This is a genomic window from Polaromonas sp. JS666 (genome assembly GCF_900103405.1).
GTDB lineage: Bacteria > Pseudomonadota > Gammaproteobacteria > Burkholderiales > Burkholderiaceae_C > Polaromonas.
Genome location: NZ_FNHX01000007.1, coordinates 71,260 through 87,420, shown reverse-complemented (window position 1 = coordinate 87,420; position 16,161 = coordinate 71,260). Strand labels below are relative to the sequence as shown.

Here is a 16,161-nt window from a genome sequence, read left to right as displayed (position 1 = left end):
GCTCACTGGAACAGCCCGGAAAAAGTGCGGTCCAGCTTCTGCTGGGCGAGCGCGAGTTTTTCTTCCTGCGCCTTGAGCCAGGCTGCGTCCTGGTCCAGCCGGCGCTTCTCGGCCGCCAGCATCCTGGTGGTCTCCGCACGCTGCGGGCCGCCCAGGCCTTTGCTCGAGGCCAGCATGTTCTGCGCGCTCAGCGCCGTCCGGTAGCGTTCCTGCGTGAGCGGGAAATCCGTGCGCGGGAAGTCAAAGGCTTTCACCGCTTCGGTGTACAGCTGCTTGACGACGTCAAAAGGGATCTCGGCGGGCTTGAGCTTGTGGGCGCGCCCGTGGCTGACCAGCTCCGAGGCGAAATGGTGGCCGACCCGAAACGGGACATCGGAATCGCGCTGCAGGATGTCCGCCAGTTCGGTGGTGGTGGAATAGTCGGCCTCGACTTCCTGCAGGGCGCGGCTGCGGTCTATGACGAGGTTGTTCATCAGCTCAGCCAGCTTCACAAAGGCATCGGTCGTGAGCTCCAGGGTTTTTTCGACCTGGTCGCGCTTGTAGTCGGGCATGCCGGGCGTGACGTTGTGCGCCTCCAGCTGGTAGGTAAAGGCGCGGCCCACCACCTCGCTGGCCTGCAAGCGCAGCGTGTTGAGGGCATAGGGGTTGCGCTTTTGCGGCATGATGCTGCTGGTGCCGGTGAGCCGGCCTTCCTGGAGGGTGATCCAGGGAGCGGCCTGGTGGTACTGGGTGTGCATGTCCTGCACCAGCACGCCCATCATCAGCGCCGCGTTGCTGCACAGGCCCACCAGTTCCACGCCGGTGTCGAGCGCGCCGAGCTGCGCCGCGTCGTAGGAGTTTTCCAGCGCGCCGTCAAAACCCAGCAGCTCCGCCAGGCGCTCGCGGTTCACCGGAAAGCTCGAGGTGCCGAGCGCGCCCGCGCCCAGCGGGCTCAGGTTCAGGCGCGCATAAGCATCCTTCAGGCGCGCGCTGTCGCGCCCGAAGACCGAGGCGAAGGCCAGCAGGTAGTGCGCATAAGTGGTCGGCTGGGCCTGCACGCCGTTGGTATAGGCCGGCACGATGGTGTCCAGGTTTTTTTCGGCCACGGCCAGCAATTGCGCTTTCGACTGGGTCATCGCGGCCATCAGGGCCAGCGCGCGCTCGCGCTGCATCAGGCGCCGTGTGGTGGACAGGATGTCCTGCCGGCTGCGCCCCGAATGCATGCGCGAACCGTCGGGGCCGGCCAGCGCCAGGATCAGCGGCTCGTACTGCAGGTAGTCCCCCGGGCGCTTGGCGCCCGGCTGGTTGCCGTCCCGGATCACCTGGTCGACCGCTCGCGCGATTTTTTTGCCCAGCTCGGGCGGGACGATTCGGGTTTCCACCACCATCACGGTGGAGGCCTTGTTCATTTCGCCGAGGAAATGAAAATTGTCGTGCTCGGCCTTGCCGGGGGTTTTGTCCGCGGCGACGGCCGCGCCGGACAGCAATGCCAGCAGCAGCGCAAGCAGCACCAGCCGCCCGGTGCGGCGCGGCGGCATGAAGCGGATGGTCGCCGCCGCGGCGGGCACAGGTTCAAGGCGTCGCATCGTCTTTTCCCGCGGCGGATGCATTGAGATCGGCGCCTGGCGACAGCACGGAAATGGTGAGCCTGTCCGTGCCGGCGCCGGAGGGCGGCGCCGGGGTGTCCCCCGCCAGCGGTGCCATCCAGTCGCCACCGGCCATTTCAGTCTGCAGCGCGGCAGTGGCGCCTGCCGACGCGGCGCTGGTCAGGCTGTTGCTGATGGTGCCGCCCAGGCTGCGCAGCACGGTGCCGGAGCCAGTGGCGGCAATCGTCGTGACATCGGAGGACTGGCTGAAAGCCTGCCCATTGGGCGCGCTGGCGCTGATGAGCAGCAGGCCGTTTTCCACCTGCAGCTTGTTGGTGCCGCCGTCTATGCGCACGCCGTAGCTGCCGCCTGAACCCGAAACGCGCAGGCTGCCGTCGCCGCCCGTGCTCACGGTATTGAAGGCATTGGTGCTACTGCCGACAATGGAGAGCCCCTCGCCGGAGCCTGCGGTCGTCGCCTGGATGTCGATGTCGCCGCTGCCCGAGGTGATGCTGACGCCGTTGGCGGCGCCCGAGGCCGCGCTGCGCAGCAGCACCGCCGGCGCGGTGGAGGCCGGGCCGCTGTTTCCCGTGACCGAGAGCTTGCCCGACACCGTGGAGATCGCGGCGGAACTGGTCGCCGTCGAAGGGTAGATGGTGACGCCGCTGCCGTAGCTGGAGCTGCCGGCCACGCTCACAGAACCGCTGCCGGTGGCGCGTATGACGTTGTTGCCGGTCAGCACGCCCACGCCGTCACCGTAGACACTGCTGCCGGTGATCGCGAGCGCGCCGTTCTCGACGCTGACCAGCGCCTTGCCGCCGCCGTAAATGCTGACGCCGTTGCCCTGGTCGGCGGCATTGCCAACCAGCGTCACGTTGCCCGAGCCGGTGGTCTGGATGCGGTTGGCGACGTTCTGGATCGCAATGCCATGGTCCAGCTCGGCGACATTCGGCGAGTGGAAGTTGCCGAGCAGCGTGATGTTGCCGCCCTGCGAGGCGATGTTGTTGACCGAGTTGGTGCTCGAAGCGCTGCCGCCCAGGGAAATGGCGTCCGAGGTGCCTATGGAGTCGCCGCGGAAGGTGATGTCGCCGCTCACGGTGCTGACGTTGACACCGTTCGAGTTGCCGGTGGAGTTCAGGAAGATGCCGTAGCCGCCGAAGCTGCTGGTGCTGTTGCCGTTGACGGCAATGGCGCCGCTGCCGGTGGTGATGTTGATCGCCGCATTGGCACCGGAGGGCGCGATGTCGACGCCGCGGCCCGAATAGCTGGTGCCGTCCAGCGTCAGCGCGCCCGACTGCGTGCCCAGGTTGATGCTGGCGTAGCTGCCGCTGGCATCCAGCGACACGGCCTTGAACGAGCCGGTGGTCGGATTGACCACGCTGTTGTTGGCCAACAGCTTGAGCGCGCCGGCCGTGCTGCTGATGTTGACCCTGGAAGCGGTGGCCGCGCTGGCGCCGCTGCCGGAGCTCAGCAGCCCCAGCGCGGGCGTGGTGCCGCCCGAGGTGTTGCCGGCCACCGTGATGGCGCCGTCCGAGAAGATGCTGATGGAAGATCCCGGGCCCGTCGAATTGAGCACGGTGCCGTAGCTGCCAGTGCTGCTGCCGCCCAGCGTGATGGCGCCGCCGGCCGTGGCATTGAGCACCACGCCGCCGTTGCCCGAGGCCGCCAGGTAGACGCCGCGGCCGGCGCCGGCGAAGCCGTTGGCATTGGCCTGCACGGTCAGGTTGCCGCTGCCCACAGTGAGCTGTTGCGAGGAGGTGCTGGCGGTCGAGCAGATCAGCACACCGAAGCCGGAAGTCGCGTTGCCGCTGATCGTCAGGTTGCCGGAGCCGCTGGCGGCCAGGGTGTTGTTGGTGCTGAAGATGCGCGTGCCGTTGCCGCTGCCCAGGTTGGTGCTGTCCACCGTGATGGAGCCGGCACCGCTGGTCTGCACGTTGCTGCCGCCGGTGAGCACAAAGGCGTCGCCAGTCGCGCTGGCGCTGGCGACGTTGGCCAGGATGGAGATGTTCCCGCCGCCGGCATTGAGCGTGGAGCCGGAGATATTCACCGCACTGCTGCTGGAGCTTGTCGATGTGGAGGCGCCGCGTATCGTGATGTTGCCGCCGCTGGTGCTCAGCGTGGTGCCCCCGGTGATCGCCACGCCAGAGGCGCCGCTCTGGTTGGTGGCGGCATAGCCGGTCAGCGGATTGCTGCCACCTCTGATGGTGATGGCCCCACCGTTGGTGGTGATGGTGCTGCCTGTCAATGCCACCGAGCCATTGCCGGTATCGCCGTAGTTGGAGACCAGCGAAACGTTGAGGCTTTTGCCGGTGCCGTTGGAGATGGTGCGGCTGCCCATGATGATGTTGCGGTGCGCCTGCAGCGTCAGCGAGGCATTGCCCACGCCCTTGACGTTGTCCAGCACGTTGATGTCGCCCGAGGTGCCGCCGACGGCGGAGGTCTGGACGATCACGTTGGCGCCTTCGGACAGCGAGGCATTGAGCACGGCCGAACTCAGGTTGGAGCTGGCCGCGCCGCTCGAGGTGAAGGGCGAGCTCCCGGTCGCACCGACGCTTGCCGTGCTCGTGATGTTGATGTTGTAGGGGTCGATCAGCCAGGTACCGCCCTTGCCGGAGGCCGCGCTGATATCCACCGAACCCGTCGCTTCCAGGTTGTGGCCCGAGGTCTCGACCAGGCCGCCGCTGCCGGTTTGGCCCCCGCCCAGCACGGTGATGCCGCCGTGAAAGCGCGTGCTGTCGGTGGACCACAGGATGACCTTGCCGCCGTCGCCGCTGCTGATCGCGTCGGCCTGGATGCGGGCGCCTTCACCCATGAAAGTCCCCACGGCCTGGCGTTCGGTGCCGCTGCCCTGGTAGTTGCCGCCGACCAGCACCGTGCCGCCGCCGGCGTCGCCCGAGGCGTCTATGCGCGCGCCGTCAAACACACCGACGTACTGGCCCAGGGCCTTGAAAGTGCCGCCGGTTTCGCCGGCGCCGCGGCCCGAGACGTCGACACGGCCGCTCACCGCGACGACACCCGCGCCGCCGCCGTCGAGCAGCACGGCGCCGTTGCGGCGCTGCAGGCTGGTCGCCTCGATCACGCCCTCGTTGTTGACCACATGGGACAGCAGTGCGTCGCCGGAGCGCGCCGACATGACAATCACGCCGCCGTTGGCCTTGAGCAGGCCCTGGTTCACCACGCTGGCGCCCAGCGCGGGGTCGCTGACCTGCATATTGATCAGGCCGTCGCCGTTGAAATCCAGCGTGACTTTTTCGCCGGCGCCCAGCATGACGCTGCCCAGGCGGGCCGTGATGCTGCCCTCGTTGCGCACCTGCGCGCCCAGCAGTGCCACATAACCGCCGTCGGCCGCGACAATGCTGCCCTGGTTGATCACGGCGCCGCCCGCTCCACCCGTGCCATCGGCTTCAAAACGGTGGTTGCCGGCCATGAAATTGGCGTCGGAGAGGTTCAGCGAGCTGGCCACCAGGCCGCCGACGTTGACGGCCGAGCCCTGGCCGAACAGGATGCCCGAGGGGTTGATCAGGTAGACCTGCCCGTTGGCATTGAGCTGGCCCATGATCTGCGAGGCGTCGCTGGAGGTGACGCGGTTGAGCGCCACCGAGGAGGCCGAAGGCTGTGCGAAATTGACCCTGGCCGCGCTGCCGATGTTGAAGGTGTTCCAGGTCGCGGCCATGCGGTCGCTGCCTTGCACCACGTTCATCACGTTGCCACTCTGGCTGATGCTGCCGCTGCCGGCCGTGACCTGGCCGCCGGTCGGCAGCGCGCCAGGGTCCAGCGCGTATACCCGGAGCGGGTAGATGCTGCACAGCGCCGACAGCATGGCGGCCGTCAGCGGCGTCAGCCTCGGGCGGCTTTTGCGCGCCGCATGAATGGAAGAAGCCGGGGAAGGTTGGTGCGTCATGGCGAGCCCCTCAGAATGTGTAATTGATACCGACACCGATCGCGCGAATCGTGGTGCCTACGCCGGAGGTGCCGAACACGCCGGCGACGGCGTAGTTGTAGTTGGCCAGCGGCTGGTTGCGCAGCACCACGTACTGGCCGAAGATCCTCAGTTGTTTGCTCCAGTTGTAGGAAAAGCCGATGGCCTGGGAGGTCGCGCCCATGCCCTCGGTCGAGCAGTTCACGCCGTTGCCGGAAATCATGGTGCAGTCGCCCGCGAAGGCCTTGGCATGGCTGGCACGCAGCTGCCAGGCGCCGATCTTGTGGGTGACGCCGACCATGTAGGCGCGGCGGCGGTAGCTGGACATGTCGCTGGAGGTGACGCTGGTGTTGACGACGCCGGATTCGGCGTAGCGCAACTCGTCGGCAATCAGCGAGACCTTGGTGTCGCCGAAGTCGTAGGCCACGCCGTAGCGCACGCTGTAGTCGTCCGAGGTGGTGCCCTGCGTGACGTGGGTGTTGGTGCCGACGCCGCGCGCGTTGCGGCCCAGGCTGGCGATGCCGAAGTAGTTGATGTGCTGCTCGGCCGCCACCACGGCGGAGAAGCCGCCGTTCTCATAGGACAGGCTGCCGCCGTAGAGGTAGCCGGTGTCCACGTCGGGCGCGGCCTTCATGCCGTTGTTCGAATACGCCAGCTTGAGCTGAAAGCCCCCCATCTTGGGCGTCCAGTACCCGTACACGCCGGCCTGACGCCGGTTGAAAGCGGCATCGTCGTTGTTGTTCACCGCCGCCGTGCCCACCGGGCCCGAATTCCGGGTGATGCTGGTGGCAAAGCCCGGCGAGCCGATGATGTTGTAGTGGGCCGCGCTGGTGGTGGCGCCGAAGGGATCGAAGGAAGTTGTGCTTTCCTTGAGCGGCATGTCCCAGTTGCCGTACATCGCGGTGCCGGCGTCGGGATGGGCGACGGCCACGCCGGTGTTGCGCAGTTCCTGCCTGTGCGTCCAGTCCGGCGAGGCATCGACACCGGCGGCGCCCGCGCTCAGCGACAAGCCCAGCTCCAGCTGCCACAGCAGCTTCCAATGCTCGTAAATCGGGATGCCACCACGCGCGCCCACGTAGGACACGTTGTCGCGCGCGCGCCAGAAGCCCGACATATTGCGCCCGTTGGGCGTGGCCAGTTTGCTCTGGTCGGCGGGTGCCGCGGGCGTGGAACCCGAGCGGCTCACATATTCGGGGACGATGCCCAGCGAGCCGTAGAACAGCATGCCGTCCTGCGCTTCCTCGAAGTCCTCGCCCCGGTTGCCGCCGCTGCTGCTGGAGGCCAGGCCGGTGAAGGCCTGGGGCGACCCCGAGACCGACAGCCACAGGCGGCGCGCGCTTTTCGGTTCGCTGGTCGGGTTGACGCCGGGCGACATCGCCAAGCTCGCATTGAACACCAGGTCCTTGTGGTAGACGTTCAGGCCCACGCCGTAGCCGTAGCGGCTGGCGCGGTTCTCGCTGGCGTCCCAGGGCTTTTTGTTGATGGTCACGCGCCCCGCGTCGGCAAACAGCGCGCCTTCCACCACCGCGTTGCCAACGACGCCCAGGTTCTTGCGCAATTCCAGCCGCGCCAGCATGCCCTGGTCGCCCGCGGCCTCGCCGGCCGGGTAGGCGCGCACGCCGTTCGAGCCGCCCAGGCTCATTTTTTCCGATGCGTCCAGGTTCTTGTCGGCGTACTGCGCGCTGACGGAGCCCAGCAGCGAGAAGCCGCCACCCAGCTGCTGCAGGCGGCTATAGGACAGGTTGAGTTTTTTGTAGTCGCCGGCCGCATTGGCCGTGAAGCGGTCCAGCGCTGCGTCGTTGGCGGTTTCCTTTTTCAGGTGGCCCATGCCCACGCGTGCATTCCAGCTGTTGCTGGCCGGCGCACCGGTCAAATCGTCGCGCCAGTCGCCGGACAGGCCCGCGCTCAGCACATGGGCGGATTTGTCGACGGTGGTGCCGCCTGTGGTGTCCTGGAAATGCCGGTATTCCGCCGCCAGCGAGGCATTGACGTTGGCGCGCCGGCTGCGCAGCAGCGCGGCATTGAGGAACAGCGTGCTGATGCGGGCTTCGCCGCTGGCCTGGACCTCCTTGAGGTTTTTGCCAATGTTGTATTGCAGGCCCGCGAAGTTCGCGCCCACCGTCAGGCCCGTCGTGCCCAGGGGCTGCTGGTAGCCCACGCCGGCGATGCGCAGGCCTTCAAAGGTTTGCTGTGTGTTGAGGCTGAAGCTTTCGCCCATGCCCAGCGCGTCGTTGAGGCTCAGGCTGGCGGACAGGCGATTGGCACCCGTGTAAAAGCTGCCGCCGTTGTCTATGCTCACGCGCGCGGTGATCGCGCTCATTTCGCTGAGCTTGACGATGACGTCGGTGGCGCCCGGCTCGGCCGACGGTCGCAGCACCGCCTTGACCGTCATGCCAGCGATGTCGGACAGGCGCAGCAGCGTGTTTTCCAGGTCGCTCTCCTGGATCACCTCGCCCGGCTGCAGCCCCGCGAGGTGCCGGCCTATCAGCGCCGGGTCCAGTCGCACATTGGCGTCAGGCTCGGCCACCACCCGGCCTATGACGCCTTCACGGATGCCGAGGGCGACCATGCCGCCCTGTATTTCCTGGGCCGGGAGGTAGGCACGCGCCACCAGGTAGCCGCGCGCGCGGTAGTAGGCGGTGATCTTGGCGGCGGCTTTGCCCAGCCCGGCGAAGTCCAGCTCGCGGCCGACAAATTCCTGCAACTGGCCTTGCAACTCGGAAGCCGGCAGGGACCGGTTGCCGCTCAACACAAAGCCGGTGACCTGCACGCCCGGCCCGCCTGCGGCAAGGCCCTGGCCCTCATCGCTGCCTTCGGTCTCTTTTTCGATGCGCGCGGGGCGCTGCACGGCCGCCGGCGCGCCGCTGGTTTCCGCGGGCGACAGCTGCTGCCGGTTGGCGTCGAACAGGGTGCCGGCGCTGGGCGGCGTTTGCGCGTGGACGGCGCATGGCATGGTGAAGGGCGCGGCGGCCAGCATCGCGCAGATCTGCGATGCGAGGATTTTTCGCCGGGGCGCGGCAAGGCGTGGGGATTCCATCATGTGTTCGTTTTCTGTCTTGTTGTTGTGTGCGCGCCGTGGGGGCTTCTTTTGTGTTTTCTTCGTGTGCCTGTATTTCGGTGCGTCCCTGTTGGTCCCTGTGTGTTTTTGTGCTCTCCCTGCTCTTGGCTAGTGGCCGGCGGCCGGGAAAATTTTTGCGGCGACCTCGCGCGATTCAAAAATATCGGCCGCCTCGTGGCCCGCGTCAGGCACCACCATGACGGCGCGCGCCACGGGCGTGCTCCACTTGCGCGCCAGAAATTGTTCGTAACGCAGGTAATTCCTGTGCCGGTTCAGGCGGTCCGTGCCCTGCATGGCGGCGCCGCAGGATTTGTCGAGCGACTCGTAGGCCGGGTCGTTGTCCTGCGCGCCCACCAGGTAAAGGACCTCGCGCGCCGCATAACGCTTGAACAGCTGTTCGCCGTCCAGGCCCTGGCCGTAGGGAACCATGTTGCCCAGGCCGTAGCGGAAGTTGTTGTAGCCGGGGCAGAGGATGCTGTTCACCGGCTTGAAGTCCTCGCCCTCGGGACGGTTGGCGTCCAGGTACAGATAAGAGGACGGGCTGGAGACCACATAACGCACGCGTATGCCCGCCTTGCGCAGCGCCTCCTCGCTGTTGTTCAGCACGGCATAGCGCTGCATCAGCTGCCCGCCGGCCGAGTGGCCGATGAAGACGATTTCCTTGAGCACGGGGAAACGCTTGTCCGCGCTCAGGTAACGGGCGATATCGTCGAGCACGCCGCAGGAGTTGATGGCCTCCTTGCCGCGCGACTCCTGGCACTGCATCCAGTTGCCGCCGCGCCAGAGCGGAATCCTGCCGTCCGGCGACGGGTCAGAAGCCGTCAGGAAATGCGGCACCAGCAACACAGTGCTGGAGGCGTCCAGCCGCGCGGCCTGCAGCAGCCCCAGGCCCACACCGAAGTAGCGGTCGGCATCGCGCTGCACGCCATGCACAAAAACCACGGCGCGCCGGATGCCGGGGTCAGGCCGGCGCAGGTCGATGTTGGAATAGACCGCAAAGGGATAGGCCGCGCCCGCGCTTTCCAGGTCAATCACCTGCTCCTTGGGCAGTTCGCCGGCGGTTTTGTCGGCCGCAGCGAAAAGGCGCACGCAGAGAAAAGCCAGGCCCATTGCCACGACAACTTGTAACCATCGATTGCGAACACACGTCATGCCCATACCCCGCTTGTCAAAAATACGGAGATCGACACGGCTTCACGCCTTGTGCGCTATGGCGGCTTCCCCGCCTACGCGTCACAAATGGACTGCAAATCCAGCGTTTCCTTGACGACCTTTTTGTCCGGCTACCGGGAAAGCAAGCTGTAACAACTTGCAAACCACGGCTGTTTGGCGCGATTCTAGGAACGCATGTGCAGCATGTAAAATATCTTAATTCGGGCTATTTGATACTTTTAAAGTATCCAAAAGAAGCTTTTTCTCCCCTCGCCCGGCCAGCGGGGCCGCCCGGGGCCCCTGTTCGCAGCCTAGGCTGGCCGTGACGAGCGCGCGCCTATTTGCAGCGCGTGCGGCCCCCGCGCCAGCTGTTCCTTGAGGAACTCCACGCAGACCCTGACCTTGGCCGAGCCGGCCGAGCGGGTGCTGGTCATGGCCCAGACGTCGGCCGGTTCGTGGTGTGTGGGCAGCACCCTCACCACCCGGCCGTCGCGCAAAGGCTGCGCAACATCCCATATCGACAGCAGGCAGATGCCCTTGCCGTCCACGCTCCAGCCCTTCACCACATCGCTGTGGTTGGAGCTGAAGCGGCTGGTCACCTTGACGGACTCCGGCCCTTTGGGCCCTGTCAGGCGCCAGGTGCCGAAGGGCTGCTCGCGCTCGCGGTACAGCAGGCATTCATGCTCGGCCAGTTCGGCCACCGACTTGGGGTGGCCGCGCCGCGCCAGGTACTCGGGCGAGGCGCACAAGATGCGCCAGCTCTCCACCATGCGCTGCGCAATCAGCTGCGGCTGGGCCGGCTCGCCGACACGGATGTCGAGGTCGAAGTTCTCGCTGACCAGGTCCACGCGCCTGTCCAGCAGTTCGAGCCAGACCTCGATGCGGGGGTAACGCGTGCCCAGCAGGGACAGTATGGGCGCCACATGTTCGCGGCCCAGGCGCTGGCTGGTGGCGATGCGCAGCTGGCCCGAGGGCTCGCTCTTGGCGCTGCTGAAGGCCTCGGACATCGCGTTGCTGTCGTCCAGGATGCGCCGCGCCCACTGGTAGGCGCGCTCGCCATCTTCGGTGATCACCACGCGCCGCGTCGTGCGGTGGAACAGGCGCACGCCCAGTTGTGCCTCCAGGATGCCTATGCGCTTGCTGATGTGCGCCGGCGTCGTGCCTATCTCCAGCGAAGCGGCGGCAAAGCCTGAGCGGCGCACCACCTCGCAGAACACGTGCAAATCCTTCAGGTCCATGGCCTTGATTATCAACAATTCGTTGAATACGACTCAACTATTTGCGGATTGTAGATATTTTTGTTGTTACTAGACTCCCCCTCAACAGCAGCCCCCATCCAGAAAAGGACCCATGAGCAGACTTCCTATCGCCGTGATCGGCGCCGGCCTGATCGGCATGACCCATATAGACCGCGCGCTCAAAAGCCCGGACGTCAAACTGGCCGGCATCGCCGACCCGACACCGGCGGCCGCCGACTTCGCGCGCTCCATCGGCGTGCCCTGCTTTCCCGACTACCAAAGCCTGCTGGCCGCGACCCAACCGAAAGGCGTGATCGTCGCGACGCCCAATGTGACGCACGCCCAGATCACGGTCGACTGCCTGGAGCGCGGCGCCGCGGTGCTGGTCGAAAAACCCATCGCCGACACCCTGGCCGACGGGCGGCGCATCTGCGAAGCCTCGCGCGCCACCGGGCTGCCGGTGCTGGTGGGCCACCAGCGCCGCCACAACCCCATCATGCGCAAGGCCAAGGCCATCGTGGCCGCCGGCACGCTGGGCCGGCCGGTCAGCGCCACGGTGATGTGCACCTGGCTCAAGCCGCGCGATTACTTCGACGTGGCCTGGCGCCGCGAGCCGGGCGGCGGCCCCATCCTGATCAACCTGATCCACGACATCGACCTGATGCGCCATCTCTACGGGGAAATCGACAGCGTGCAGGCACTGGCCTCCAGCGCGGTGCGCGGCTTTGGCGTCGAGGACACCGCGGTGGTCGCGCTGCGCTTTCGCAGCGGCGCGCTGGGCACGGTCACCGTGTCGGACACGGCGGCCGCGCCCTGGAACTGGGACCTGGCCGCCGGCGAGGCGGAGCGTTTCCCGCGCCAGGACATCAACGCGCATTTCTATTCAGGCACGGAAGGCTCGCTGACCCTGCCGCGCCTGGAAGTCTGGCGCTACCGCCAGGACCAGGGCCCGGCCCAGGGCTGGCACGACCCGCTGACCATGGAGCGCACCGCCCTGCACATCGGCTGCCCCTACACCGAACAGATACGCCATTTCGCCGCGCTCATCGAAGGCCACGAAGCGCCCGTGTGTTCGGCGCAGGACGGCTTCCGCACGCTGGAAGCGACGCTGGCGGTGACGCAGGCGGCAAAGACGGGGAGCGCGGTTTCGCTGCCGGCCTAGAAAGCCAAGCCCGAGGGCGCCGGGTTGGCGCGCCCATGTCGGTTCACCAAAAGACCTATTCACGAGACAAGAGCGACAGACATGAATTACAGCTTCAACTTCGCGGTGCTGCTACCGCATTGGGAACAATTCGCCCAGGGCTGCTGGCTGACGCTGCGGCTTTCGGCGGTCGCGGTGGCGATAGGCATGGCCATAGGCCTGCTGGCCGTTCTCGGCAAGCGCTCCACGGCGACGCCGCTGCGCTGGGTTGCGCAATGCTACATCGAGATCGTGCGCAACACACCTTTCCTGGTGCAGGTGCTGTTCATCTTTTTCGGGCTGCCCTCGCTGGGCCTGAGCCTGACGCCAAACACCGCGGCGGTGGCGGCGCTGAGCCTGAACCTGGGTGCTTTCTCGGCCGAGATCATACGCACCGGCATTGAGTCAGTGCCGCGCGGCCAGTTCGAGGCCGGCGCCGCGCTAGGCCTGAACCCTTTGCAGACCTTTCGCCACATCGTCTTCAAGCCGGCGCTGCGCACGGTCTACCCTTCGCTGGCCGGGCAGTTCGTGATGCTGCTGCTGACCACCAGCATCGTCTCCTCCATCTCCGCGGAGGAGCTGACCTCGGTGGCCCAGAACATCGACTCGGACACCTTCCGCAGCTTTGAGGTCTACATCATCGCCGCCTTGCTGTACCTGGCGATGTCGACGGTTTTCTCGACGGTCTTCAAGCTGATAGACCGCTTCTACTTTTCTTACCCCACCCGCTGAGGCCGCCATGATTCGCGACTTCACACTCACTGAATTCTGGGTCATTGCCAGCGGCCTGTGGGCCACGCTGCAGCTCTCGGCCATCGCCTTCCTGGGCGGCGGCCTGGCCGGGCTGGGTGTGGCGCTCGCCCGCACCGCGCCGGTGAAAGCCTTGCGCGTGGCGGCCGGGGTGTTCATCGACTTCTTCCAGGGAACGCCCATGCTGCTGCAGCTGTTCCTGGTGTTTTACGGCCTGCCGGTGTTCGGCTTCAAGGTCAATGTCTGGGTCGCGGCGGCCGTGGGGCTGACACTGCATGCGGGTGCCTTCCTGGGCGAGATCTGGCGCGGCGGCATCCAGGCCGTGCCGCGCGGGCAGTCGGAAGCAGCGGACGCACTGGGCCTTTGCTACTGGACGCGCATGCGCCACATCGTGCTGCCGCAGGCGCTGCGCATGTCGTTTGCGCCCACCGTCGGCTTCCTGGTGCAGCTGATCAAGGGCACCTCGCTCGCGGCCATCATCGGCTTCGTCGAGCTGTCCCGTTCGGGCCAGCTGGTCTCCAGCGTCACCTACAAGCCGCTGCTCGCTTTCGGGCTGGTTGCGGCGTGTTACTTCGCGATCTGTTTTCCCTTGTCGCGCTACAGCGCGCGGCTGGAAAAACGCTTTGCCGCCGCAGGCTGATCCCATCACGCAAGACCCGCGGATTTCCGCATTCATTAGAGGAGACAAACCATGATTCGACAATTCACCCGCCGCACTTTGATCGCCCTGTCCGTCGCACTCACCCTGGCCGGCCTGGCGCATGCGCAGAAAGTGGCCGACATCAAAAAATCCGGCGTGCTCAAGGTCGGCGCGCAGGTGGCCCAGGTTCCCTGGGGCTTCAGCGACAAGGACAACAAGCTGACCGGCTACGACATCGAGTTCGCGGAAATGCTCGCCAAGGACCTCGGCGTCAAGCCGGAGTTCACGCCGGTGACGGTGGCCAACCGCACGGCGGCGCTGCTGACCGGGCAGGTGGACGTGCTGGCCGCGGTCGTCACCATCCTGGCCGACCGGCAGAAGGTGGTGCTGTTCTCGCGCCCCTACTCTTATCTGGAGACCGTGCTGATCGGCAAGACATCGCTTCCGGCGATGAAGGGCTATGCCGACCTCAAGGGCCTGCGCATCAGCGTGCCGCGCGGCAGCGTGCAGGATTCGGCCATGACCAAGGCGAACTCCGGCGCGACCGTCCAGCGTTTTGACGACGATGCCGCCGCGGTGCAGGCGCTGCTGTCGGGCCAGGTGGACCTGGCCGGCGCGGCGCACACGCAGCTCGGCTCGATCGCGCAGATCGCGGGCGCCGGCAAATACGACATCAAGCTCGTGGTGGCGCGCGGCTACCAGGGCGCGGCCGTGCGGCCGGGCGAGCGCGAATGGGCGGACTACATCAACGCCTTCATCGCGCGCAAGATCGCCAGCGGCGAGCTGGGCGCGCTCTACAAGAAATGGATAGGGCAGGAGATGCGCACCGACATGCCGGCCTCCGGCGAGACCGAAGCCGCCCTGCCCGCCGCGGTGGCGAAGTAGTTGCACAGCGGAGCGAGCATCATGATCTCCAGGGATTCCGGCATCGCGCCGGACCACGCGGTGCCGCGCGCCGCCGGCAAGGAAACCATCATCACGATGGAGGGCGTCAGCAAGTGGTTCGGCGCGGCGCAGGTGCTGAACGACGTCAGCCTGACGGTGCGCAGGGGCGAGCGCATCGTCATCTGCGGGCCTTCGGGCTCGGGCAAGTCGACGACGATACGCTGCATCAACCGCCTGGAGCCCTTCCAGAAGGGCCGCATCATGGTCGACGGCATGGACCTGGGCGCCGGCGCGAAGAACGTCAGCGCGGTGCGCGCCGAGGTCGGCATGGTGTTCCAGCAATTCAACCTGTTCCCGCACCTCACGGTGCTGGAGAACTGCATGCTCGCGCCCATGAAGGTGCGCGGCACCGGCAAGGCCGAGGCCGAAACCATCGCGATGAAATACCTGGCGCGCGTGCGCATACCCGAACACGCGAAGAAGTACCCGGCGCAGCTCTCGGGCGGCCAGCAGCAGCGCGTAGCGATCGCCAGGGCGCTGTGCATGACGCCTAAAATCATGCTCTTCGACGAGCCGACCTCGGCGCTGGACCCGGAGATGGTCAAGGAAGTGCTGGACACCATGATTGGACTGGCCGAAGAAGGCATGACCATGCTGTGCGTCACGCACGAGATGGGTTTTGCGCGCAGCGTCGCCGACCGCGTCCTGTTCATGGACCGCGGCGAGATCGTCGAGCAGGCGCCGCCCGAGGTATTTTTCACCAACCCGCAGCATGAACGGCTGCGCGACTTCCTCGGCCAGATCCTCCACAAATAGCACCATGATTCCACTGTCACTTGCCCATCTCACCGTGCTGGACGCGGCGCCGCCGGCCTTCTTCGACCTCGCGGCCCAGGCCGGCTACCAGAAGGTCGGCCTACGCGTTTTTCCCGCCGTACCCGGCGGCCTGTGTTACCCGCTGAGCCGGCCCACGGTCATCGAATGGCGCCGCCGCATGGCCGATGCCGGCGTCGGCGTGCATGACGTGGAGTTCCTCTCGGTTGCGCCGCAGCTGCGCGTGGACGACTACGCGGCCACCGTGGCGCTGGCCGCCGAGCTGGGCGCGCGGCGGCTCAGCGTCTCGGGCGACGACACGGACTTCGGCCGCCTGGCCGATAACTTCGGCACGCTGTGCGACCTCGCCGCCGGCGTCGGCCTCGGCGTGGACCTGGAGTTCATGCGCTTTCGCATCGTCGGCACGCTGCCGCAGGCGCTGGAAATCGTCACGCGCGCGGCGCGGCCCAACGGCAGGCTGCTGGTGGACATGCTGCACCTGTACCGGTCCGGGGGGGCGGCCGCCATGCTGCGCGAGATTCCCGCCGCCCTGCTCGGTTCGGTACAACTTTGCGACGCACCGCTCAAGGACCCGACCGACGCCGGCATCACCGACGAAGCGCGCCAGGGACGTTTGTTTCCGGGCGAAGGCGAGTTGCCCCTGAAAGATTACCTGGATGCCTTGCCCGCCGATATCCCCTTGTCGGTGGAAGCACCGGCCGGCAAGACCCATCCGGAACTGGGACTGCCGCAGCGCGCCGCGCGGGCCTGCGCCGCGTCGCGGGAGTTGCTGAAGTCCTGGCGGCCGTCGCGGTGAATCGCGGGATGAGGCGCGGCGGGCGCTTGCCCTGCACAAGACCTTTGCCTTGCCGCTACTCACCTGTGAGGACCATCGGCGCAGGCTAAACGTCAACGTACCGTAGCCGAGGTTATCGAAACCACCGCTCGAAGCATGTCGATT

At 66.6% G+C, this 16,161-nt stretch carries 11 protein-coding genes; 6 read left to right on the top strand and 5 right to left on the bottom strand.

Annotated elements, in window-relative coordinates:
* Positions 1-2 precede the first annotated feature (2 nt).
* The 5 genes from BLQ85_RS17635 to BLQ85_RS17615 form a co-directional block, all read right to left on the bottom strand.
* Positions 3-1,565 (bottom strand): argininosuccinate lyase, encoded by a 1,563-nt coding sequence (locus BLQ85_RS17635; protein ID WP_083336907.1) that lies wholly within the window; start codon positions 1,563-1,565, stop codon positions 3-5.
* Positions 1,552-5,466: a beta strand repeat-containing protein gene (locus tag BLQ85_RS17630; RefSeq protein ID WP_074578758.1), complete on the bottom strand. Its 3,915-nt coding sequence runs from the start codon at positions 5,464-5,466 to the stop codon at positions 1,552-1,554. The genes BLQ85_RS17635 and BLQ85_RS17630 overlap by 14 nt, the downstream gene beginning before the upstream one ends.
* 10 nt (positions 5,467-5,476) lie before the next feature.
* Positions 5,477-8,524: a ShlB/FhaC/HecB family hemolysin secretion/activation protein gene (locus BLQ85_RS17625; protein ID WP_254806471.1), complete on the bottom strand. Its 3,048-nt coding sequence runs from the start codon at positions 8,522-8,524 to the stop codon at positions 5,477-5,479.
* Between the two features lie 126 nt (positions 8,525-8,650).
* Positions 8,651-9,631, bottom strand: coding sequence for an alpha/beta fold hydrolase (locus BLQ85_RS17620; protein WP_254806470.1), 981 nt, complete (start codon positions 9,629-9,631; stop codon positions 8,651-8,653).
* 374 nt (positions 9,632-10,005) lie between these two features.
* Complete coding sequence (locus BLQ85_RS17615) at positions 10,006-10,932, bottom strand: LysR substrate-binding domain-containing protein (protein WP_074578754.1); 927 nt, start codon at positions 10,930-10,932, stop codon at positions 10,006-10,008.
* 112 nt (positions 10,933-11,044) lie between these two features.
* Between BLQ85_RS17615 and BLQ85_RS17610 the strand changes: the two genes are divergently transcribed.
* From BLQ85_RS17610 to BLQ85_RS17585, 6 genes are all read left to right on the top strand, one after another.
* Positions 11,045-12,094, top strand: a complete 1,050-nt coding sequence (locus tag BLQ85_RS17610; RefSeq protein ID WP_074578752.1) for a Gfo/Idh/MocA family protein — start codon at positions 11,045-11,047, stop codon at positions 12,092-12,094.
* A gap of 81 nt (positions 12,095-12,175) precedes the next feature.
* Positions 12,176-12,844 carry an amino acid ABC transporter permease gene (locus BLQ85_RS17605; protein ID WP_074578750.1) on the top strand — a complete coding sequence of 223 codons (669 nt, stop codon included), beginning with the start codon at positions 12,176-12,178 and terminating at the stop codon, positions 12,842-12,844.
* Between the two features lie 10 nt (positions 12,845-12,854).
* Entirely contained in the window at positions 12,855-13,502 is a 648-nt protein-coding gene (locus BLQ85_RS17600) for an amino acid ABC transporter permease (RefSeq protein ID WP_371327307.1), read from the top strand.
* 51 nt (positions 13,503-13,553) lie between these two features.
* Positions 13,554-14,387 (top strand): transporter substrate-binding domain-containing protein, encoded by an 834-nt coding sequence (locus BLQ85_RS17595; protein WP_074578746.1) that lies wholly within the window; start codon positions 13,554-13,556, stop codon positions 14,385-14,387.
* A gap of 21 nt (positions 14,388-14,408) precedes the next feature.
* A complete protein-coding gene (locus tag BLQ85_RS17590) occupies positions 14,409-15,203 on the top strand; it encodes an amino acid ABC transporter ATP-binding protein (RefSeq protein ID WP_083336900.1) in 795 nt (264 codons plus the stop codon).
* 4 nt (positions 15,204-15,207) lie between these two features.
* Positions 15,208-16,017: a sugar phosphate isomerase/epimerase family protein gene (locus BLQ85_RS17585; RefSeq protein WP_074578744.1), complete on the top strand. Its 810-nt coding sequence runs from the start codon at positions 15,208-15,210 to the stop codon at positions 16,015-16,017.
* The last annotated feature ends 144 nt before the right edge of the window (positions 16,018-16,161 follow it).